At 64.3% G+C, this 21,413-nt stretch carries 15 protein-coding genes; 8 read left to right on the top strand and 7 right to left on the bottom strand.

What is annotated here, in order from left to right; genetic code table 11:
• The first annotated feature begins 12 nt into the window (after positions 1–12).
• Together TZ03_RS02750 and TZ03_RS02745 are read left to right on the top strand one after the other, a co-directional pair.
• A complete protein-coding gene (locus TZ03_RS02750) occupies positions 13–1,224 on the top strand; it encodes an acyl-CoA dehydrogenase family protein (RefSeq protein ID WP_051095626.1) in 1,212 nt (403 codons plus the stop codon).
• Positions 1,221–2,603, top strand: coding sequence for an MFS transporter (locus TZ03_RS02745; RefSeq protein WP_051095625.1), 1,383 nt, complete (start codon positions 1,221–1,223; stop codon positions 2,601–2,603). Before TZ03_RS02750 ends, TZ03_RS02745 begins: the two co-directional genes overlap by 4 nt.
• A gap of 49 nt (positions 2,604–2,652) precedes the next feature.
• Here the strand turns inward: TZ03_RS02745 and TZ03_RS02740 are convergent, their stop codons facing one another.
• Entirely contained in the window at positions 2,653–3,168 is a 516-nt protein-coding gene (locus tag TZ03_RS02740; protein WP_051095624.1) for a DUF4880 domain-containing protein, read from the bottom strand.
• 434 nt (positions 3,169–3,602) lie between these two features.
• A complete protein-coding gene (locus tag TZ03_RS02735) occupies positions 3,603–3,914 on the bottom strand; it encodes a DUF6124 family protein (RefSeq protein ID WP_051095623.1) in 312 nt (103 codons plus the stop codon).
• An 88-nt stretch (positions 3,915–4,002) separates the two neighbouring features.
• Between TZ03_RS02735 and TZ03_RS02730 the strand changes: the two genes are divergently transcribed.
• The gene (locus TZ03_RS02730; RefSeq protein WP_051095622.1) at positions 4,003–4,710 is read left to right on the top strand and encodes a LexA family transcriptional regulator; all 708 of its coding nucleotides are present in this window, start codon (positions 4,003–4,005) and stop codon (positions 4,708–4,710) included.
• 87 nt (positions 4,711–4,797) lie between these two features.
• Positions 4,798–5,412: a LexA family protein gene (locus TZ03_RS02725; protein ID WP_051095621.1), complete on the top strand. Its 615-nt coding sequence runs from the start codon at positions 4,798–4,800 to the stop codon at positions 5,410–5,412.
• Positions 5,413–5,641: 229 nt separating this feature from the next.
• Here TZ03_RS02725 and TZ03_RS02720 read toward each other — a convergent pair whose 3' ends face one another.
• The 4 genes from TZ03_RS02720 to TZ03_RS02705 are packed head-to-tail and all read right to left on the bottom strand — an operon-like array spanning position 5,642 to position 11,200.
• Positions 5,642–7,594 carry an acetyl/propionyl/methylcrotonyl-CoA carboxylase subunit alpha gene (locus TZ03_RS02720; protein WP_051095620.1) on the bottom strand — a complete coding sequence of 651 codons (1,953 nt, stop codon included), beginning with the start codon at positions 7,592–7,594 and terminating at the stop codon, positions 5,642–5,644.
• Complete coding sequence (locus tag TZ03_RS02715; protein ID WP_051095619.1) at positions 7,591–8,406, bottom strand: gamma-carboxygeranoyl-CoA hydratase; 816 nt, start codon at positions 8,404–8,406, stop codon at positions 7,591–7,593. The genes TZ03_RS02720 and TZ03_RS02715 overlap by 4 nt, the downstream gene beginning before the upstream one ends.
• A gap of 3 nt (positions 8,407–8,409) precedes the next feature.
• Positions 8,410–10,017, bottom strand: coding sequence for a carboxyl transferase domain-containing protein (locus tag TZ03_RS02710; protein WP_051095618.1), 1,608 nt, complete (start codon positions 10,015–10,017; stop codon positions 8,410–8,412).
• A 19-nt stretch (positions 10,018–10,036) separates the two neighbouring features.
• Positions 10,037–11,200 carry an isovaleryl-CoA dehydrogenase gene (locus TZ03_RS02705; RefSeq protein ID WP_025339821.1) on the bottom strand — a complete coding sequence of 388 codons (1,164 nt, stop codon included), beginning with the start codon at positions 11,198–11,200 and terminating at the stop codon, positions 10,037–10,039.
• A gap of 324 nt (positions 11,201–11,524) precedes the next feature.
• Between TZ03_RS02705 and TZ03_RS02700 the strand changes: the two genes are divergently transcribed.
• A complete protein-coding gene (locus TZ03_RS02700) occupies positions 11,525–13,207 on the top strand; it encodes an AMP-binding protein (protein WP_051095617.1) in 1,683 nt (560 codons plus the stop codon).
• A gap of 140 nt (positions 13,208–13,347) precedes the next feature.
• Here the strand turns inward: TZ03_RS02700 and TZ03_RS31190 are convergent, their stop codons facing one another.
• Complete coding sequence (locus TZ03_RS31190; RefSeq protein WP_015271006.1) at positions 13,348–13,509, bottom strand: hypothetical protein; 162 nt, start codon at positions 13,507–13,509, stop codon at positions 13,348–13,350.
• 140 nt (positions 13,510–13,649) lie between these two features.
• Between TZ03_RS31190 and TZ03_RS02695 the strand changes: the two genes are divergently transcribed.
• From TZ03_RS02695 to glgB, 3 genes are all read left to right on the top strand, one after another.
• The gene (locus tag TZ03_RS02695) at positions 13,650–15,668 is read left to right on the top strand and encodes an alpha-1,4-glucan--maltose-1-phosphate maltosyltransferase (protein WP_051095616.1); all 2,019 of its coding nucleotides are present in this window, start codon (positions 13,650–13,652) and stop codon (positions 15,666–15,668) included.
• 169 nt (positions 15,669–15,837) lie between these two features.
• The gene (gene treS, locus TZ03_RS02690) at positions 15,838–19,155 is read left to right on the top strand and encodes a maltose alpha-D-glucosyltransferase (protein ID WP_051095615.1); all 3,318 of its coding nucleotides are present in this window, start codon (positions 15,838–15,840) and stop codon (positions 19,153–19,155) included.
• Positions 19,156–21,366, top strand: a complete 2,211-nt coding sequence (gene glgB, locus TZ03_RS02685) for a 1,4-alpha-glucan branching protein GlgB (RefSeq protein WP_051095614.1) — start codon at positions 19,156–19,158, stop codon at positions 21,364–21,366.
• The last annotated feature ends 47 nt before the right edge of the window (positions 21,367–21,413 follow it).

The following is a 21,413-nucleotide window of genomic DNA, read 5'->3' as shown; positions in this document are numbered from 1 at the left end:
AAGGAGTGAACCATGACCTCTTTTCAACGTTTTCCTACCCAGCCTCCGGCCGTCAGCGTTGCAGCGCTTAAGGCCCGCATCACGGCCTTGTTGCCTGCGATCGGCGAAGGGGCCGGGCAGCGCGAGCGCGAACGTCAGTTGCCCTATGAGGCCATTGCCCAGCTTGCGGCCGCCGGGATTTACACTGTGCGTATCCCTGGCCAGTACGGCGGCCCCGGCGGCAATGTCAGCGATGTGATCGAGTTGCTGCTGCAGATTGCTTCTGCCGACTCTAACGTGGCCCAGGCCCTGCGCCCAGGTTTTGCCTTTGTCGAAGGCCTGCTGGCCGCGCAGGCCGAAGGTGCCGAGCAGGAGCGCGAGCGCTGGTTCGCGCGTTATCTCGAGGGTGCGGTGATCGGCAATGCCGGCTGGGAACTGGGCGGTGCCAATGGTTCCATCGCCGCGCGCCTGGTGCGCGAGGGCGAGCATTTCCGCGCCAATGGCAGCAAGTTCTACAGCACGGGTGCGTTGTTCGCCGATTACGTCAGCGCCGTTGCCCTGGACGAGGACGAGCAGCCAGTGTCGTTCATCCTGCCTCGCGATCGCCAGGGCCTGGAGTTGGTCGACGACTTTGACGCCATGGGCCAGCGCCTGACCGCCAGCGGCACCACCCACTTGCGTAATGTGCGCGTCGAGGCCAGCGATATCCGCACGCGTACCGTGGAGGAGGGCAAGCGCACCATCGTCACGCCGTTCCTGCAACTGTTCCTTGCCACTGTGTCGGCCGGTATCGCCCGCAATGCGCTGGATGACGCGACCCGCTTCGCCCGCGAGCATGCGCGCCCTATCAAGCACAGCACGGCCAGCCGCTCGGTAGATGACCCCTATGTAGAGCTGTCTGTAGGTGATATCGCGGCCCGTGCCTATGCCGCTGAGGCCCTGGTCCTCAAGGCCGCTGCAACCATCGACAAGGCATGGGCCGCGCAACTGGATGAAGCCACCGTGGAGCAGGCCGCCATCGAAGTGGCGCAGACCCAGTACATGGTCGCCGAGCTGGCGCTCAAGGCCGCGGAAACGCTGTTCGACGTTGGTGGTGCCTCAACCACCGATCGCCAGCACAACTTCGACCGCCACTGGCGCAATGCCCGTACCGTGGCCAATCATAACCCGCGCCAGTGGAAGGCGGCGGTGGTCGGTGCCTGGCAGCTCAAGGGCACTCGTCCACCTGTCTCGGGGCTATTTTGACCGCCCAGCCGGCTTTGCTCGCCGGCCATGTGCAAAGCCCCAAGGTACCGGTGATCATCGGTGCCGCATTGTTCATGGAGCTGCTCGACAGCACAGCGGTGATGACCGCCCTGCCGCGGATGGCCGCCGATTTCGGCGAGCCGGGGCTGCGCATGAATTTGGTGGTGTCGCTGTACATGCTTGCCCTGGCCTTGTGCGTGCCGGTCAGCGGTTGGGCCGCCGAGCGCTTTCGCCCGCGTCAGGTCATGTTGTCGGCGATGGGTTTGTTCACCTGTGCCTCGCTGGCCTGTGCCCTGGCCGATACGCTCTGGCAACTATGCCTGGGGCGTATGCTGCAGGGGGCAGCCGGGGCATTGATGACACCGGTGGGACAGGTGATCATCCTGCGTTGGTCGAGCCGCGAGCAGCTGTTGCAGGCCATGTCCTGGTTGGCCCTGCCGGCACTGGTGGGGCCGCTGGTCGGTCCGTTGCTTGGCGGTTTGCTGGTGACGGTGTTGTCCTGGCACTGGATCTTCCTGATCAACCTGCCAATCTGCCTGCTCGGTTGCTGGCTGATCCTGCGCCATGTGCCGGACTACCCGGCACGGTCGGTGCCACCGCTGGACATGCGTGGCCTGCTGCTCAGCGGCGGGGCCCTGGCCATGCTAGTGTTCGGCCTGGAATCGCTGGGGCTAGGGCAGTTGCCGCAAGCCTGGGCGATGGCGTTGGTGGCCGCTGGAGTAGCCTGTGCGTTGGGGTATCTGCTGCACGCCCGGCGACATCCCAATCCATTGGTGGACTTGTCGCTGCTGCGCTTGCGCAGCTTTGGTGTGGCCCAGGCGGGTGGCGGGCTGTTCCGCTTGGGTTCGGCAGCCCAGCCGTTCTTGATTGTGCTGCTGCTGCAGAACTGCTTGGGCTTGAGCCCCTTGGCGGCGGGTTGGCTGGTGGTCAGTGGTGGCGTCGGTGCGCTGCTGATGAAGCTGCTGGCCGTGCCATTGGTTCGGCGCTACGGCTATCGACGGGTACTCAGTTGCAATGCCGTGCTCAGCGGTGTGGGGATCGCCCTGTGCGCCGGCTTCGATCATGATATTGCTGTCTGGCTGATGGCAGCGGCGTTGTTCGCCGCAGGTCTGGTGCGTTCACTGCAGTTCTCGACGCTGGGCGCTGCCAGTTATCAGGACGTGCCCGGTGAGCGTTCGGCGGCGGCCAGTTCGTTGTCGGCGATGTCCGTGCAGTTGACCATGGCCATGTCGGTGAGCCTGGCAGGGGGGCTGTTAGGGGGCCTGGCCGGGTTGGACGGGCGTAGCGAAACCTCGGTGGCCGATATCGCCACGGTGATGTTGCTGTGTGCTGTTATGTGCGGGACTTCTGGTTTGGTGTTCCGGCGTTTGGCTGGCTAGCGGCCGTGGTCTCGGTGACCCCGGGCTCCACCCGTCCCGCGCATGTTGATCAGGCCCAAAAACCAAACAGCACCAACGCCGCCACACCCAGCCCGACCGCAACCGAACAGCCGCCCAACGACAGCGCCGCGCGACCTTGCCGGTACCAGCCGTCGTGGCCCAGTTGCCGTGCCGGTGCCAACAGGCTGCGCCAGCGCAGTTCCGTTTCGTGAAACGCCTGCAAGTTCGCCGGGTCCGCATCCAGCCAGCGGCGGAAATCGATGCGTTCGCACGCGGTCACCTGAGGGCTTTGCAGGCGCACATACCATTGCCCGGCGACACTCGCCAGTACGTCCCGGCGCGAGCGGCCTGCCAGCAGTGCCTGGTCCATATGCCGCTCGATACTCGCCAGGGGCAGGTCGAGGCGGGCAGCGATGCTGGCGAAGTCCAGCTGGTCGAGGCGGTTGAGCAGGAACACTTGCTGCACGCGCCGAGGTAGCCGCTTCAGCGCGTGCAACAGGGCATCTTCGGCATCGTGCTCGGCAACGGGGGTTGGGTGGTCAAGGGGCAGCAGCAGGCGGGTCATGGACAGCTCCTTGCTCAAAAGGGGGAGGGGTGGGGGCATCTTCCTTGATGCGAGACCAGCGTAAGCGAAACGAGATTGATTCTCAAGTGCTGATTCCGCAAAGTTTTGTAATGAGCGTTCACGCCCTGAAACACCTTTGCTATCATGCGCGCCATCACGATCTTCATTAGCCTGAAGAGCCAAAAAAAAGACCCGGCAAAAAGCCGGGTCAAAAACCGTGATTAGCCTGATGAGGAGATAATCTGAGAGCGACCTAAGCTCCAGGTTATCCAGCGGATCTCGCGATCAGCTGAGTGCAATAATAATCGTTATCATTTGCCAGTCAAATGAATTTTCGCTAATCCGGTAAAAAAGTTTTACCGATGCGCTTCCTTGTCCCGGCAATCGGGGCTTTCGCTGCTACCCGGCTATCACGTTCTCTCTCTCTTTTTTGCCTACAAACCCGTTTCCACGGTGCGTTTGTGCTCCAGCAGTGCGCGAGCCATGTCCATCATATGCATCAGGGCGAAGGTCAGTTCGCGCTGGCTGCCGTGCTGGTGGGTGGCGGTTTCCTGCGCGGTAGCGGCGGCGCAGCGCAGCAGGGCGATGGCGTGCTCCTGGGCCTGGTCGCTGGTTACACCTTCATGCAGGGTCCAGATCCTGTTGTCCAGGGTAGGCCGTGGCGGGTTGGGGTTAAGGTAGTAGTCGAGGGCGCGGCGGGCTGCTTCGCTGTCGAGATCTGTTTCGTCGTTTTTCGATGGTTTCATCCTGATACCTGCTAAAGCCAGTAGGGAAAGGGTTCAGGTCGATACTAATACCTGAAGTATTTTTATGCTTTTCGATAAATAATACTAAATGTTTATTGAGCGGCTGAGGGTAGTCCGTATCGTGCCAGCGATGAATATGGATAAATGGATTGCCCTCGTCCGCGACCGGATGGAGGAGCTAGGGCTCACTCAAGAGCAGCTTGCCGAGCGCGTTGGCGTGTCTCAAGGCAGCGTGGGGCATTGGGTGAACAAGCGGCGTCAGCCAAAGATCGAGTCGATGAACCGTACGTTCGTCGAGATTGGCATGCCTCATTACCACGTCAGCCTGCAGTTGCGCATTCAGGGCCAGGTTGGCGAGGAGCGCGGCATTTACGAGGTTGATGACGATGATGATGAGTTGGACCTCATGCAATACATCGTATGTTTCCGCTACCCGGTGCTGGGTTGGAGTGAGTTAGGTGCTGAAGCGTCTGAAGAGCCTGGGCTGTTCGAACAGACTGATTATTTGGCTCAGGGCAAGGCGTTCTGGCTGACTGTGGAAAATGATGCGATGAGCGCCGTCAGTGGCCGCAGTGTGCCGCAGGGCATGCGAATGCTGGTGGATCCTGGGGTGGAAGCTGAACCTGGGCGTCTGGTCATCGCGCGTCAGCCGGGTAAGCCGGCGATTTTTCGTGAGCTGGCCGAGGAAGGTGGGCAGCGGTATCTCAAGGCATTGAACAGTAACTTCCCGGCGTTGCTGTGCGAAGAGGGCTGCGAGTTCCTGGGGGTGGTCGTGCGGGTGCATGGGACCTTTTAGATTGCCGGGGCTGCTACGCAGCCCAATCGCGACGCAAGGCCGCTCCCACAGAGACTGCGTAAGTTACGAGACCCGTACCGTCTGCTTATGGAAAGTTGGAATTCATTTCTTAGGCGCTACAAGCGAGAACACAACCTCAGCCAGCTCAAGCTGGCTGAGCGCCTGGGCATGACTCAGGGCGGCGTGGGGCATTGGTTGCGTGGCACGCGGCGGCCGACTCTGGAGACTATCAACGAAAAGCTCGAAAAGCTTGGGCTGGTGTTTCTGGAAGCACAAGTCATGGTGGTGGAGCGCGATATCGGGCCTGAAGTGCCTGGACGCTATGCGAGCTTTCGCTTCCCGGTGCTGAGCTGGTCTGACTTGCAGGGGCCTTTGCCTGAAACGAGCAAGACGCTCGAACAGACGGACTACATGCCCGCAGGTAATGCGTTCTGGCTGGTGGTGGAAAATGACTCGATGAATGCAACCAGCGGCAAGAGCGTGCCTGAAGGGATGCGTGTGCTGGTGGATACCGGCCTGCAGGCAGAGCCTGGTCGGCTGGTGATTGCGCGTCAGCCAGGGCGGCCTGCAGTGTTGCGGCAGTTGGTCGAGGAGGGCGGAGACAAGATGCTCAAACCGCTGAATACGCGTTATCCGACGGTTCTGTGTGAAGAGGGCTGCGAGTTCCTGGGGGTGGTCGTGCGGGTGCATGGGACCTTTTAGATTGCCGGGGCTGCTACGCAGCCCAATCGCGACGCAAGGCCGCTCCCACAGGTACCGTGCATGCCTTTAGGTTGGCGCGGTATTTGGGAGCAACTGTCTTGTATTGCCTGGGCGGGCCTCATCGCCGGCAAGCCAGCTCCCACAGGTACTGCACAGGGCTTTAGGCCTATGCGGTCGAGGTGGGAGCGGCCTTGTGTCGCGAAAGGGCCGCAAAGCGGCCCCAATGGCTTCACTCCACTAGTTCGACCAGTACCGTCCCTTCGCTGACCATATCCCCTTCCTGGCAGAACAATGCCTTCACCGTCCCACCATGCGGCGCACGAATGCTGTGCTCCATCTTCATGGCCTCCAGCACCACCAGCGCCGTACCGGTTTCCACCACCTGCCCCGGCTCGACCAGCACCCGCACGATGCTGCCGTTCATGGGCGCACCCAAGCCACCCTGGTGACTGTGGCTGGCCTCGGCCTCGGCGATCGGGTCGAAGGCTTCGATGGCATGCATCTCGCCATCCCAGTGCAGGTACAGCGTGTCACCACGGCGAATCGCCAGATGCTGGCGACGCACGCCATCCTGGTCATGCAGCAACTGCTCGCCCACCAGCTGCCAGGTAGAGGCAGCGCTGCGTTCCAGAGCGACCGCCTGGTCCTGGCCAGCACTCACCAGGTGCAGGCTGCTGCGTGCCGGCAGCCCCAGGCGCAGGCCGTTGCGCTCGCCCCACGGCGAACTGCAGTCGTCATCGCGTCGATGCCCGGCCTGACCCTGCAGCCAAGCCTCGGCCGCCGCTTCCCAGAAGCCTGCCGGCAGCGCTTGCGGCGCAGGCAGCAAAACCTCCTGGTGACGTGGAATGAAACCGGTATCCAACTCCGCCGCAGCGAACGCCGGGTGCGCCAGAATGCGCCGCAGGAACGCGATATTGGTCTTCAGCCCGCCAATGGCGAACTCGTCGAGCATGGCCAGCAAGCGCAGGCGTGCCTGCTCGCGGTCTTCGCCCCAGGCAATCAGCTTGCCCAGCATCGGGTCGTAGAACGGCGACACCACGTCGCCTTCGCTGACCCCGCTGTCCACCCGCCGGCCTTCACCCGCGGCCGACTCACGGTACAGCGCCAGCTTGCCGGTGGCAGGCAGAAATTCGTTGGCCGGGTCCTCGGCATACAGGCGTACTTCGATGGCATGGCCGATCAGCGGCACCTGGTCCTGAGTGATCGGCAGGGCCTCGCCGCAGGCTACGCGAATCTGCCAGGCCACCAGGTCGAGGCCAGTGATGGCCTCGGTGACCGGGTGCTCCACCTGCAGGCGGGTGTTCATCTCCATGAAGAAGAACTCGCCTCGGGCGTCGAGCAAGAATTCCACGGTGCCGGCGCCCACATAGCCGATGGCCTGGGCCGCGCGTACCGCCGCCTCGCCCATGGCCCGGCGCAGTTCTGGCGACAGGCCAGGGGCGGGGGCTTCCTCGACCACTTTCTGGTGGCGGCGCTGGATCGAGCAGTCGCGCTCGTTGAGGTACAGGCAGTTGCCGTGCTGGTCGGCGAACACCTGGATCTCTACGTGACGCGGCTTGAGCACGTACTTTTCCACCAGCATGCGCGCATCGCCGAACGACGATTGCGCTTCACGCTGGGCCGAGGCCAGGGCGTCGGCCAGCTGGCTTTCGTCCTCGACCACTTTCATGCCCTTGCCGCCACCACCGGCGCTGGCCTTGAGCAGCACCGGGTAGCCGATACGCTCGGCGGCGGCGCGGAAGGTGTCCAGGTCCTGGGCTTCGCCGTGGTAGCCCGGCACCAGCGGCACGCCAGCGGCCTCCATCAGCGCCTTGGCCGCTGACTTGCTGCCCATGGCGTCGATGGCGCTGGCCGGTGGGCCGAGGAAGATCAGCCCGGCCTGTTCGATGGCACGGGCAAAGCCGGCGTTCTCGGACAGGAAGCCATAGCCCGGGTGGATGGCCTGGGCGCCGCTGGCCTTGGCGGCGGCCAGCAGCTTGTCGACCAGCAGGTAGCTTTCGGCGGCCTTGGTGCCGCCCAGGTCAACGCGGATATCCGCTTCGCGGCTGTGCCGGGCGTCACGGTCGGTGGCGCTGTGCACGGCGACGGTGGTCAGGCCCATGGCCTTGGCGGTGCGCATCACCCGGCAGGCGATTTCGCCGCGGTTGGCGACCAGCAGGGTGGTCAAAACGGGGCGGCTCATGGGCGCGGCTCCTTCTTGTCGTCGGTTTGCCAGGCGGGGCGGCGTTTTTCCAGGAAGGCGCGCAGGCCCTCCTGGCCTTCGGCGCTGACGCGGATGCGGGCGATGCTGTTCTCGCAGTAACGGCGCAGGGCTGGGCTGAGTTCGCCATCGTCCACTTCGCGCAGCAGGTCCTTGGTCGCGCGCAGCGCTTGCGGGCTGTTCTGCAGCAGGTTGTTCACCCAGGCTTCGACCTGGGTGTCCAGTTCACTGGCTGGGTACACCTCGGCCAGCAGGCCCAGCTCGCGGGCCCGCACGCCGCTGAAGCGCTCGGCGGTCAGGGCGTAGCGGCGCGCAGCGCGTTCGCCGATGGCCTTGACCACGAACGGGCTGATCACCGCCGGGGCCAGGCCGATGCGCACTTCCGACAGGCACAGCTGGGCGTCTTCGGCGCCAATGGCCATGTCACAGCAGCTGATCAGGCCCAGGGCGCCGCCAAACGCTGCGCCTTGCACCACGGCCAGGGTTGGCGCTTTCAGGCGGTGCAGGGCGTACATCAGCTCGCCCAGTTCGTGGGCGTCGTCCAGGTTGGTGTTGAAGTCCAGCTGTGCCGATTGCTGCATCCAGGCCAGGTCGGCGCCGGCGCTGAAGTGCCGGCCACGGCCGCGCAGCAGCACGAAGCGCAGGCTGGCGTCTTCGGCCAGTTGGTCGATGGCCACGATCAGCTCGCGGATCATCTGCGCGTTGAAGGCGTTGTTCTTGTCCTCGCGGCTCAGCCACAGGGTGGCGAAGCCGCGCGGGTCGCGAATCACTTCGAGGGTGCTGAAATCGCTCATGGGTCACATCCGGAAAATGCCGAAGCGGCTCGGTTCGATCGGCGCGTTCAGCGCGGCAGACAACGCCAGGCCCAGCACGTCGCGGGTCTGGGCCGGGTCGATGACGCCGTCGTCCCACAGGCGGGCGCTGGAATAATAGGGGTGGCCCTGGTGTTCGTACTGGTCGAGGATCGGCTGCTTGAGCCTGGCCTCGTCCTCGGCGCTGAAGGGGTGGCCGCTGCGTTCGCTTTGCTCGCGCTTGACCTGGGCCAGCACCCCGGCGGCCTGTTCGGCACCCATCACGCCGATGCGCGCGTTGGGCCACATCCACAGGAAGCGCGGGTCGTAGGCACGGCCGCACATGCCGTAGTTGCCGGCACCGAAGCTGCCGCCGATGATCACCGTGAACTTCGGCACCTGGGCGCAGGCCACGGCGGTGACCAGCTTGGCGCCGTGCTTGGCGATGCCGCCTTCTTCGTACTTCTTGCCGACCATGAAACCGGTGATGTTCTGCAGGAACAGCAGCGGAATGCCACGTTGGCAGGCCAGCTCGATGAAGTGCGCGCCTTTTTGTGCGGCTTCGGCGAACAGGATGCCGTTGTTGGCCAGGATCGCCACCGGGTAGCCGTGCAGGTGGGCGAAGCCGCACACCAGGGTGGTGCCGAACAGCGCCTTGAACTCGTCGAACACCGAGCCGTCGACCAGGCGCGCGATCACCTCGCGCACGTCGAACGGCTGCTTGGCATCGGCCGGCACCACGCCGTACAGCTCGTCGGCGGCATACAGCGGTGCCACCGGTGCCAGGCGCTGCAGCTTGCCCAGCTTGTGCCAGTTGAGGTTGGCCACGCTGCGCCGGGCCAGGGCCAGGGCGTGCTCGTCGTTGTCGGCATAATGGTCGGCCACGCCGCTGGTGCGGCAATGCACGTCGGCACCGCCGAGGTCCTCGGCGCTGACCACTTCACCGGTGGCGGCTTTTACCAGCGGCGGCCCGGCGAGGAAGATGGTCGCCTGCTGGCGCACCATGATCGCTTCGTCGGCCATCGCCGGCACATAGGCGCCACCCGCCGTGCACGAGCCCATCACCACGGCGATCTGCGGGATACCCTGGGCGCTCATGTTGGCCTGGTTGAAGAAGATCCGCCCGAAGTGCTCGCGATCGGGGAACACTTCGTCCTGGCGTGGCAGGTTGGCGCCGCCGGAGTCCACCAGGTAGATGCACGGCAGGCGGTTCTGCAGGGCGATGGTCTGCGCGCGCAGGTGCTTCTTTACCGTCAGCGGGTAGTACGAGCCGCCTTTGACCGTGGCGTCGTTGGCCACGATCATGCATTCCACGCCTTCGACGCGGCCGATGCCGGCGATCACGCCAGCGGCGGGCACGTCTTCGCCGTATACCTCATGGGCCGCCAGCTGGCCGATCTCGAGGAATGGCGAGCCCGGGTCCAGCAGGCGATCGATACGCTCGCGCGGCAGCAACTTGCCGCGCGAGGTGTGCCGCTCTTGCGCCTTGGGCCCGCCGCCTTGGGCGACCTGGGCGAGCAGGCCACGCAGGGCCTGGACCTGTTCGAGCATGGCCGCGCTGTTGCCGGCGAACTCCGCCGAACGCGGGTTGATCTGGGTGTGCAAGGTAGCCATGTGCGCCCGTCCCTTGTGCTCAGCGGGTTTCGTTGAACAGTTCGCGGCCAATCAGCATCCGGCGGATTTCGCTGGTGCCGGCACCGATTTCGTACAGCTTGGCGTCGCGCAGCAGGCGGCCTGCCGGGAATTCATTGATATAGCCGTTGCCACCGAGAATCTGGATTGCCTCCAGGGCCATTTGCGTGGCGCGTTCGGCGGTGTACAGGATGACCCCGGCGGCGTCCTTGCGGGTGGTCTCGCCACGGTCGCAGGCCTGGGCCACGGCATACAGGTAGGCACGGCTGGCATTGAGTTGGGTGTACATGTCGGCGATCTTGCCCTGGATCAGCTGGAACTCGCCGATGCTCTGGCCGAACTGCTTGCGGTCATGGATGTAGGGCACCACCAGGTCCATGCAGCTTTGCATGATGCCGGTGGGGCCGCCGGACAGCACCACGCGCTCGTAGTCCAGGCCGCTCATCAGTACGCGCACGCCGCCGTTGAGCTGGCCGAGGATGTTTTCTTCCGGTACTTCGACGCCGTCGAAGAACAGCTCGCAGGTGTTGGAACCGCGCATGCCCAGCTTGTCGAACTTGTTGCTGCGGCTGAAGCCTTTCCAGTCACGCTCGACGATGAACGCGGTGATGCCGTGCGCGCCCTTGTCCAGGTCGGTCTTGGCGTAGATCACGTAGGTGTTGGCATCGGGGCCGTTGGTGATCCAGGTCTTGCTGCCGTTGAGCACGTAGTGGTCGCCGCGTTTTTCCGCGCGCAGTTTCATCGACACCACGTCGGAGCCGGCGTTGGGCTCGCTCATGGCCAGCGCGCCGATGTGCTCGCCGCTGATCAGCTTGGGCAGGTACTTGAGTTTCTGCTCATGGCTGCCGTTGCGGTTGATCTGGTTGACGCAGAGGTTGGAGTGGGCGCCGTAGGAGAGGGCCACCGAGGCCGAGCCACGGCTGATTTCTTCCATCGACACCACATGGGCCAGGTAGCCCAGGCCGGCGCCACCGTACTCTTCCGGCACGGTGATGCCCAGCAGGCCCATGTCGCCGAACTTGCGCCACATGTCGGCGGGGAACAGGTTGTCGTGGTCGATTTGTGCGGCGCGCGGGGCCAGTTCGGCGGCGACGAAGGTGCGCACCTGGTCGCGGAGCATGTCGATGGTTTCGCCCAGGGCGAAGTTCAGGGTTGGGTAATGCATGCTGGGGCACCTTGTTGTTCTTGAAATATGGGAAACACCCTAACTCAAGGATCTGTCGCCGAACCCTGTGGGAGCGGGCGTGCCCGCGAATGCGTCCGCAGGACCACCGTCATTGCCTGAGTGATCGCATTCGCGGGCACGCCCGCTCCCACAAGGTTCGGCTTCAAGCCTGAGGGCCGGTGTCGTTCATCACCTTTACGTTAACGTAAACCTGCATGCGATGACTGTCAATCGACTCATCACCTTTACGTAAACGTAAATCTGCGCCAGAGTATTCCCCGCTTGCTTCAGTCGTGCCCAGAACAACCACAAGAAGGGACACCCATGAGTCAACCGAGCTATACCCGCGGTCGCCAGGACCGACCCTTGCTGACCCAGACCATCGGCCAGGCGTTCGATGCCACCGTAGCCCGTTGTGCCGATGGCGAGGCCTTGGTATCGCGCCACCAGGGCTTGCGCTACAGCTGGCGGCAACTGGCCGAGCAGGTCGAAGTACACGCCCGTGCACTGATGGCCCTGGGGGTGAACACCGGCGATCGTGTCGGTATCTGGTCACCCAACTGCGCCCAGTGGTGCATCTTGCAGCTGGCCAGTGCCAAGGTCGGCGCCATCCTGGTCAATATCAACCCGGCCTACCGCGTGGGCGAGCTGGAATATGTATTGCGTCAGTCTGGTTGCCGCTGGCTGGTGTGTGCCGATGCCTTCAAGTCATCCGATTACCACGCCATGGTCCAGGAGCTGGTGCCAGACCTGGCCAGCGCCACCTTGGGTGAACTGAGCAGTGAATGCCTGCCCGACCTGCGCGGTGTGATCAGCCTGTCCGCCAACCCCCCGGCCGGCTTCCTGCCCTGGCAAGCGTTGTCCGAGCGGGCAGGGCAGACCCCCTCCGCGGCATACACAGCCCGCCAACAAAGCCTGCAATTCGACCAGCCGGTGAACATCCAGTACACCTCCGGCACCACCGGCGCGCCGAAGGGCGCCACGCTCAGCCACTACAACATCCTCAACAACGGTTTCATGGTCGGTGAAAGCCTGGGCCTGAGCGAACGCGACCGCATGGTGATCCCGGTGCCGCTGTACCACTGCTTCGGCATGGTCATGGCCAACCTCGGCTGCATCACCCACGGCAGCACCATGATCTACCCCAGCGATGCCTTCGACGCCGAGCTCACCCTGCGCGCCGTGGCCGAAGAGCGCGCCAGCATCCTTTATGGTGTGCCGACCATGTTCATTGCCATGCTCGACCACCCGTCGCGTGCGCACATGGACCTGTCGACCCTGCGCAGCGGCATCATGGCCGGTGCCACCTGCCCGATCGAAGTGATGCGCCGGGTCATCGACCAGATGCACATGGCCGAAGTGCAGATCGCCTACGGCATGACCGAAACCAGCCCGGTGTCACTGCAAACCGGCCCGGACGACGACCTGGAACTGCGCGTGACCACGGTCGGCCGCACCCAACCGCAACTGGAGAACAAGCTGGTGGATGCCGACGGTTGTATCGTTCCCCGTGGCGAAATTGGCGAGCTGTGCACCCGTGGCTACAGCGTGATGCTCGGCTACTGGGACAACCCCCAGGCCACGACAGACGCCATCGACCCGGCAGGGTGGATGCATTCGGGTGACCTGGCGGTGATGGACGAACAAGGCTATGTGCGTATTGTCGGGCGCAACAAGGACATGATCATTCGTGGTGGCGAGAATATTTACCCGCGTGAGCTGGAGGAGTTCTTCTACACCCACCCGGCCGTGGCCGATGCGCAGGTGATCGGCATCCCGTGTAGCCGCTATGGTGAAGAAATCGTCGCCTGGATCAAGCTGCACCCGGGGCATAGCGCCACGGTCGAGGAGCTGCAGGGCTGGTGCAAGGCGCGCATCGCCCACTTCAAGGTGCCGCGGCATATCCGCTTTGTCGACGAGTTCCCGATGACGGTGACCGGAAAGGTGCAGAAGTTCCGCATGCGTGAGATCAGCGTGGCGGAGATTGCGGCTGTAGCTGTGGGTTGATGGGTTTGCTCAGCTGGCCCTTTCGCGGGTAAACCCGCTCCCACCTCGACCGCATAGGCCTCAAGCCCTGTGCAGTACCTGTGGGAGCCGGCTTGCCGGCGATGAGGCCGGGCCTGCCAGCGCAAAATCCTGGTCTACCCTTAAGCCTTTACCGGCGGCTCCTGGCTCGGCGGGTCGCCCACCGTCGGCGGCACGGTCGGCTTGATCGGCAGCTCGTCCGGCTCTTCTTCCGGCACCGGCGGCGGCAAGCTCGGGTCGTCGATGTTGGGATCGGGTGTCTCCGGTGGAATGGGAATGTTCATGGCCTGACCTCGCGTGGGTGAATGAAGAGGTGCTGCAGGCTTCGACTTCGCGCAGCTGCCGTTCGCTCAATTTTTTTGAACCCCGCGCCTGTGCCCGGCTCTGAACCCTTACCGCTACCAGCCTAAGGGAGCAAGGTCCGATGTCACGAAACGAGCCCTTCGAAAGCGTGCCCATGGCCAACGATCACCCCGACCAGGCCATCAGCCTGTCCCAGGCATTGCTGGCACCGCGCATCGTGATCGAAGATACCCAACCTGTGCTCGAAGGCGGCGCCTTCGCTGCCAAAGCCATCAGCGGTCAGCCGGTGGCTGTCAGCAGCAAGGTCTACAGCGATGGCCACGACCGCTTGGCGGTGATGCTCAATTGGCGTCAGGCCCACAACCGGCGCTGGCATTGCGTGCCCATGCACTCGCCGGGCAACGACCTGTGGCTGGCCGAGTTCACCCCCATCGAGCTGGGGCCACACCTGTTCAGCATCGAAGCCTGGATCGACCCGTTCGCGACCTATTGCCACGACCTGGAGAAGAAGTACCACGCCGGTGTCGAGGTCAAGCTGGAGCTGGAAGAAGGCCGGCTGATGCTGGGGCAGGGCATCGCCCTGTGCGATGGCCTCCTGCGCGAGGAGCTCGAGGCCGTGCAGCAGCGCCTGGCAGAACTGAATACCGACGACCAGGTGGCGCTGTTTCTCGACCCTGCCACCGCCCGCCTGATGAGCGACGCCGAGCACCGCAGCTACCTGGCCCGCAGCGCCGAATTCCCCATCGATGTCGACCGCCCGGCGGCGCAGTTCGCCAGCTGGTACGAGCTGTTCCCGCGCTCGATCACCGACGACCCGCAGCGCCACGGCACGTTCAATGATGTGCATGAACGCCTGCCGATGATCCGTGACATGGGCTTCGACGTGCTCTATTTCCCGCCCATCCACCCCATCGGCATGCAGTATCGCAAAGGGCGCAACAACGCCCTGCGGGCAGAACCTGGCGACCCGGGCAGCCCCTATGCCATCGGCAGCGCCGAAGGCGGCCACGATGCGATCCACCCGCAATTGGGCAGCCGCGACGACTTCCGCCGCCTGGTGGCCGCCGCCGCCGAGCACGGCCTGGAAATCGCCCTGGACTTCGCCATCCAGTGCTCCCAGGACCACCCCTGGCTCAAGGAGCACCCCGGCTGGTTCAGCTGGCGCCCGGACGGCACTATTCGCTATGCCGAGAACCCGCCGAAAAAGTACCAGGACATCGTCAACGTCGATTTCTACGCCCCCGACGCCGTGCCCTCGCTGTGGTTGGCCCTGCGTGACGTGGTAATGGGCTGGGTAGCGGAAGGGGTGAAGACGTTCCGCGTCGACAACCCGCACACCAAGCCGCTGCCATTCTGGCAATGGCTGATCGCCAATGTGCGCAGCCAGCACCCCGAGGTGATCTTCCTCGCCGAGGCCTTTACCAAGCCGGCGATGATGGCGCGCCTGGGCAAGGTGGGGTATGCGCAGAGCTACACCTACTTCACCTGGCGCAACAGCAAGCAGGAACTGCGCGAGTTCTACGAGCAGCTCAACCAGCCACCCTGGAGCCAGTGCTACCGGCCCAACTTCTTCGTCAACACCCCCGACATCAACCCATACTTCCTGCACACCTCCGGCCGCGCCGGTTTCCTCATTCGCGCGGCGCTGGCCACCATGGGTTCGGGCCTGTGGGGCATGTACTCGGGCTTTGAGCTGTGCGAAGGCACGCCGCTGCCGGGCAAGGAGGAGTACCTGGATTCGGAGAAGTACGAAATCCGCCCACGCGATTTCAACCAGCCCGGCAACATCATTGCCGAGATCGCCCAGCTCAACCGTATCCGCCGGCAGAACCGCGCCTTGCAAACCCACCTGGGCGTGGCGTTCTTCAACTGCTGGAACGACAACATCCTGTATTTCGCCAAGCGCACGCCGGAGCGTGACAACTACATCCTGGTGGCAGTCAGCCTCGACCCGCACAACCCCCAGGAGGCCAGCTTCGAGCTGCCGCTGTGGGAACTGGGGCTGGATGACGACGCCGACACGCTGGGCGAGGACCTGATGAACGGCCACCGCTGGACCTGGCATGGCAAGACCCAGTGGATGCGCATCGAACCCGGGCACCTGCCGTTCGGTATCTGGCGCATCGAAAAGGCCCGTTAGCGAGTTCACAGCATATCCTGTGGGAGCGGGCGTGCCCGCGAATACCGGCAGAGCCGGTGCCAACCACCGCGGTGCCTGATTCGCGGGCACGCCCGCTCCCACAGGGATTGTGTCAAGTCAGTTGCTTCTGCACAGGGCCAGAGCAACCCGCAATTGAAAGGAGTCGCACATGGCCAAGCGTTCCCGCCCGGCAGCCTTCATCGACGACCCGCTGTGGTACAAGGACGCCGTCATCTACCAGCTGCACATCAAGTCATTCTTCGATTCGAACAACGACGGCATCGGTGATTTCGCCGGCCTGATCAGCAAGCTCGACTACATCGCCGAGCTGGGCGTCAACACCCTCTGGCTGCTGCCGTTCTACCCCTCGCCACGGCGCGACGACGGCTATGACATCGCCGAGTACAAGGCCGTGCACCCCGACTACGGCAGCATGGCCGACGCCCGCCGCTTCATCGCCGAGGCGCACAAGCGCGGCCTGCGGGTGATCACCGAGCTGGTCATCAACCACACCAGTGACCAGCACCCGTGGTTCCAGCGCGCCCGCCATGCCAAGCGCGGCAGCAAGGCGCGGGACTTCTACGTGTGGTCGGACGATGACCAGAAATACGACGGCACGCGCATCATCTTCCTCGATACGGAAAAGTCCAACTGGACCTGGGACCCGGTCGCCGGCCAATACTTCTGGCACCGCTTCTACTCGCACCAGCCCGACCTCAACTTCGACAACCCGCAGGTGCTCAAGGCGGTGATCGGGGTGATGCGCTTCTGGCTCGACCTGGGCGTCGATGGCCTGCGCCTGGATGCCATCCCCTACCTGATCGAGCGCGATGGCACCAACAACGAGAACCTGCCCGAGACCCACAGTGTGCTCAAGGCGATCCGCGCCGAGATCGACGCCAACTACCCCGACCGCATGTTGCTGGCCGAGGCCAACCAGTGGCCCGAAGACACCCGCCCATATTTCGGCGAAGGCGAGGGCGACGAATGCCATATGGCCTTCCACTTCCCGCTGATGCCGCGCATGTACATGGCCCTGGCCATGGAAGACCGCTTCCCGATCACCGACATCCTGCGCCAGACCCCGGAAATCCCGGCCAACTGCCAGTGGGCGATCTTCCTGCGCAACCACGACGAGCTGACCCTGGAGATGGTCACCGACCGCGAGCGTGACTACCTGTGGAACTACTACGCCGAGGACCGCCGCGCCCGCATCAACCTGGGCATTCGCCGGCGCCTGGCGCCGCTGTTGCAGCGCGACCGCCGGCGTATCGAACTGCTCACCAGCCTGTTGCTGTCGATGCCCGGCACGCCCACCCTGTACTACGGCGACGAATTGGGCATGGGCGACAACATCTACCTGGGTGACCGCGACGGCGTGCGCACGCCGATGCAGTGGTCGCCGGATCGCAATGGCGGCTTCTCCCGCGCCGACCCGCAACGCCTGGTGCTGCCGCCGATCATGGACCCGCTGTACGGCTACCAGACCGTGAACGTCGAAGCCCAGAGCCACGACCCGCACTCGCTGCTCAACTGGACCCGGCGCATGCTGGCGGTGCGCAAGCAACAGAAGGCCTTTGGCCGCGGCACCCTGCGCAGCCTCACGCCCAGCAACCGGCGCATCCTCGCCTATATCCGCGAGTACACCGATGCCGCTGGCAACACCGAGGTCATCCTGTGCGTGGCCAACGTTTCCCGCGCTGCCCAGGCCGCAGAACTGGAATTGTCACAATACGCCGACAAAGTACCGGTGGAGATGCTCGGCGGCAGCGCCTTCCCACCCATTGGCCAACTGCCGTTCCTGCTGACCTTGCCACCCTATGCCTTCTACTGGTTCCTGCTGGCCAGCCATGACCGCATGCCCAGCTGGCACATACAGGCTACCGAGGGCTTACCCGAATTGACCACGCTGGTACTGCGCAAGCGCATGGAAGAACTGCTGGAAGCCCCCTCCAGCGACACCCTGCAAACCACCATCCTGCCGCAGTACTTGCCCAAGCGCCGCTGGTTCGCTGGCAAGGAAGGCCCCATCGACCAGGTGCGCCTGTGTTATGGCGTGCGTTTCGGTACGGCCACCACGCCGGTGCTGCTCAGCGAAATCGAAGTGCTCAGCGATGGCCTGGCCACCCGCTACCAGTTGCCGTTCGGCCTGCTGCGCGAGGAACAGATCAACACCGCGCTGCCGCAGCAGCTGGCCTTGTCGCGGGTGCGACGTGCCCACCAGGTCGGCCTGATCACCGACGCCTTCGTCCTCGAACCGTTCATCCGCGCGGTGCTGCGCGCTTGTCAGGATGGTATGCGCTTGCCTTGTGGCAATGGCGAGGGCGCGCTGTGCTTCGAAAGCACGGCGCAGTTGGCCGGCCTGGAATTGAACGATGAAAGCGAAGTGCGTTACCTCAGTGCCGAGCAGTCCAACAGCTCGGTGGTGATTGGCGACCGCATAGTGCTCAAGCTGATCCGCCGGGTCAACCCGGGCGTTCACCCGGAACTGGAAATGAGTGCCTACCTGACCGCCGCAGGCTTTGCCAATATCTCGCCGTTGCTGGCTTGGGTCAGTCGCATCGACGAACAGGGCGCCCCGCACCTGCTGATGATTGCCCAGGGTTACCTGAGCAACCAGGGCGATGCCTGGGCCTGGACTCAGAACACCCTGGAGCGGGCCATCCGCGACCAGATGGAACCCGCCAGCACCGATGCCGACGCGCACACCGACGCCTTGGCCGAGTTGACCGGCTTCGCCGCCTTGCTCGGCCAGCGCCTGGGCGAAATGCACCTGCTGCTGGCCGCGCCGAGCGCCGACCAGGCCTTCCAGCCCCGCCCCAGCGATGCCGCCGACAGCGAACGCTGGAGCGCGCAAATCAGTGCCGAACTGAACCACGCCCTCGACCTACTGGCCCAGCACCGCGAGCACCTCGACAGCGACAGCCAGGCCCTGGTAGACGACTTGCAACAGCAGCGCGATGGCCTGGCCCAGCATATCGCCGACCTCGCCAGCCAGGCCCAGGGCGGCCTGCTGATGCGGGTGCACGGCGACCTGCACCTGGGCCAGGTACTGGTGGTGCAGGGCGACGCCTACCTGATCGACTTCGAGGGTGAGCCCGCCCGCCCACTGGACGAACGGCGGGCGAAACACAGCCCGTACAAGGACGTCAGCGGCGTGTTGCGATCCTTCGACTATGCTGCTGCCATGATCCTGCGCAGCGCGTCTGCGGTCGACCTTTCCGACCCGGCGCGGCAGGCCCGGCAGCGTGTTGCCAGGCACTACCTGCACCAGTCGCGGCATGCGTTTGTCGAAGCCTACGGCCTGGCCACCGCGGCCATGCCCCACGCCTGGCAGCAGGGCGAGGGCGAGCGTGCCGCACTGGAGCTGTTCTGCCTGGAAAAAGCCGCCTACGAAATCACATACGAAGCCGAAAACCGTCCAACCTGGCTGGCCGTGCCTTTGCATGGCCTGCATGGACTGATCAGTACCTGGGGAGAGTCATAGATGAATGCAACCATGCGTGAAAACGGCGGCCTTCGGCAACGGGACCTCGATGCCCTGGCCCGCGCCGAGCACGCCGATCCTTTCGCAGTGCTAGGCCCCCATGGCGACGGGGCGGGCGGCTGGTACGTCCGCGCCTTCTTGCCCAATGCCCTGAATGTACGGGTGCTGGCGCGTCACGATGGACGCATCCTCGCCGAAATGGAGCAGGGCAGCCTGCCGGGGCTGTTCACCGCGCACCTCGATGAGGCACACCCGTACCTGCTGCAGATTGGCTGGGCCGGCGGCGAGCAGGTCTCCGAAGACCCCTACAGTTTCGGCCCGCAACTGGGCGACATGGACTTGTACCTGTTCGCCGAGGGCAACCACCGCGACTTGTCCGGGCGCTTTGGCGCCCAGCCGACCCAGGTCGATGGCATCGACGGCGTGTGCTTCTCGGTGTGGGCGCCGAACGCCAGGCGGGTGTCGGTGGTGGGTGATTTCAACAATTGGGACGGCCGTCGCCACCCCATGCGTCTGCGTCACAGCGCCGGGGTGTGGGAGTTGTTCGTGCCGCGGCTGGGTGTGGGCGAAACCTACAAGTTCGAGGTGCTGGGCAAGGAGGGGATACTGCCGCTCAAGGCTGACCCGCTGGCCCGTGCCACCGAACTGCCGCCAAGCACGGCGTCGAAAGTGGCCGCTGAACTCAGCCACGCCTGGCAGGACCACGACTGGATGGCACAGCGCGCCCAGCGCCATGCCTACAACGCGCCGCTGTCGATCTACGAGCTGCACCCAGGCTCCTGGCGCTGCGAGCTGGACGACATGGGCGAGGTGTCGCGCTACTACAACTGGCATGAGCTGGCCGAGCGCCTGGTGCCGTATGTGCAGCAACTGGGCTTTACCCATATCGAACTGCTGCCGATCATGGAGCACCCGTTCGGCGGCTCCTGGGGCTATCAGCCGCTGTCGTTGTTCGCGCCCACCTCGCGCTATGGCAGCGCCGAGGACTTCGCCGCCTTCATCGACGCCTGCCACCAGGGTGGCATTGGCGTGATCCTGGACTGGGTACCGGCGCATTTCCCCACCGACGAACACGGCCTGGCGCGTTTCGATGGCACCGCCTTGTACGAGTACGACAACCCCCTGGAGGGCTACCACCAGGACTGGAACACGCTGATCTACAACCTCGGGCGCAATGAAGTACGCGGCTTCATGCTGGCCTCGGCCCTGCACTGGCTGAAGCACTTCCACATCGACGGCCTGCGGGTCGATGCGGTGGCCTCGATGCTGTATCGCGACTATTCGCGCAAGGCCGGCGAGTGGGTGCCCAACCGCCACGGCGGGCGCGAGAACCTGGAGGCCATCGACTTCATCCGCCACCTCAACGGCGTGGCCGCCCATGAAGCCCCGGGCGCCCTGATCATCGCCGAGGAGTCCACCGCCTGGCCCGGCGTCAGCCAGCCGACCCAGCAGGGCGGCCTGGGCTTTGCCTACAAATGGAACATGGGCTGGATGCATGACACCTTGCATTACATCCAGAACGACCCTGTGCACCGCACCTACCACCACAATGAGATGAGCTTCGGGCTGATCTATGCCTATTCCGAGCACTTCATCCTGCCGATCTCCCACGACGAAGTGGTGCATGGCAAGCACTCGCTGATCGACAAGATGCCGGGCGACCGCTGGCAGAAATTCGCCAACCTGCGCGCCTACCTCACCTTCATGTGGGCGCACCCGGGCAAGAAGCTGCTGTTCATGGGCTGCGAGTTCGGCCAGTGGCGTGAGTGGGACCATGACAGTGAACTGGACTGGTACCTGTTGCAGTACCCCGAGCACCAGGGCGTGCAGCGCCTGGTGGGGGACCTCAACCGCTTGTACCGCGAGGTGCCGGCGCTGCATGAGCAGGATTGCCAGCCGCAAGGTTTCCAGTGGCTGATCGGTGACGATGCGCAGAACAGCGTATATGCCTGGCTGCGCTGGAGCAGCGATGGCGAGCCAGTGCTGGTGGTGGCCAACTTCACCCCGGTACCGCGCGAGGGGTACCGCATTGGTGTGCCGTTTAGCGAGCGTTGGCAAGAGTTGTTGAACAGTGATGCCGAGCTGTATGCCGGGTCCAATGTCGGCAACCTGGGGGCGGTGGCCAGTGACGAGGTGGCCAGCCATGGCCAGCCGCTGTCGCTGGCCCTGAACCTGCCGCCGCTTGGGGTACTGGTGATGAAGCCCGCCTGATTCGTTGCCGGTACCGGCCTCTTCGCGGGTAAACCCGCTCCTACACC

Source organism: Pseudomonas sp. 10-1B (assembly GCF_000935045.1).
In the GTDB taxonomy this organism is placed as follows: domain Bacteria; phylum Pseudomonadota; class Gammaproteobacteria; order Pseudomonadales; family Pseudomonadaceae; genus Aquipseudomonas.
The sequence above is the reverse complement of the archived record's forward strand: the minus strand, read 5'-3'. Positions and strand labels throughout refer to the sequence as shown.

Coding starts and splice junctions, on each gene's coding strand:
- TZ03_RS02750 (WP_051095626.1), top strand. CDS start 13: ATGACCTCTTTTCAACGTTTTCCTACCCAGCCTCCGGCCGTCAGCGTT.
- TZ03_RS02740 (WP_051095624.1), bottom strand. CDS start 3,168: ATGACCCGCCTGCTGCTGCCCCTTGACCACCCAACCCCCGTTGCCGAG.
- TZ03_RS02735 (WP_051095623.1), bottom strand. CDS start 3,914: ATGAAACCATCGAAAAACGACGAAACAGATCTCGACAGCGAAGCAGCC.
- TZ03_RS02730 (WP_051095622.1), top strand. CDS start 4,003: ATGTTTATTGAGCGGCTGAGGGTAGTCCGTATCGTGCCAGCGATGAAT.
- TZ03_RS02725 (WP_051095621.1), top strand. CDS start 4,798: ATGGAAAGTTGGAATTCATTTCTTAGGCGCTACAAGCGAGAACACAAC.
- TZ03_RS02720 (WP_051095620.1), bottom strand. CDS start 7,594: ATGAGCCGCCCCGTTTTGACCACCCTGCTGGTCGCCAACCGCGGCGAA.
- TZ03_RS02715 (WP_051095619.1), bottom strand. CDS start 8,406: ATGAGCGATTTCAGCACCCTCGAAGTGATTCGCGACCCGCGCGGCTTC.
- TZ03_RS02710 (WP_051095618.1), bottom strand. CDS start 10,017: ATGGCTACCTTGCACACCCAGATCAACCCGCGTTCGGCGGAGTTCGCC.
- TZ03_RS02705 (WP_025339821.1), bottom strand. CDS start 11,200: ATGCATTACCCAACCCTGAACTTCGCCCTGGGCGAAACCATCGACATG.
- TZ03_RS02700 (WP_051095617.1), top strand. CDS start 11,525: ATGAGTCAACCGAGCTATACCCGCGGTCGCCAGGACCGACCCTTGCTG.
- TZ03_RS31190 (WP_015271006.1), bottom strand. CDS start 13,509: ATGAACATTCCCATTCCACCGGAGACACCCGATCCCAACATCGACGAC.
- TZ03_RS02695 (WP_051095616.1), top strand. CDS start 13,650: ATGTCACGAAACGAGCCCTTCGAAAGCGTGCCCATGGCCAACGATCAC.
- treS (WP_051095615.1), top strand. CDS start 15,838: ATGGCCAAGCGTTCCCGCCCGGCAGCCTTCATCGACGACCCGCTGTGG.
- glgB (WP_051095614.1), top strand. CDS start 19,156: ATGAATGCAACCATGCGTGAAAACGGCGGCCTTCGGCAACGGGACCTC.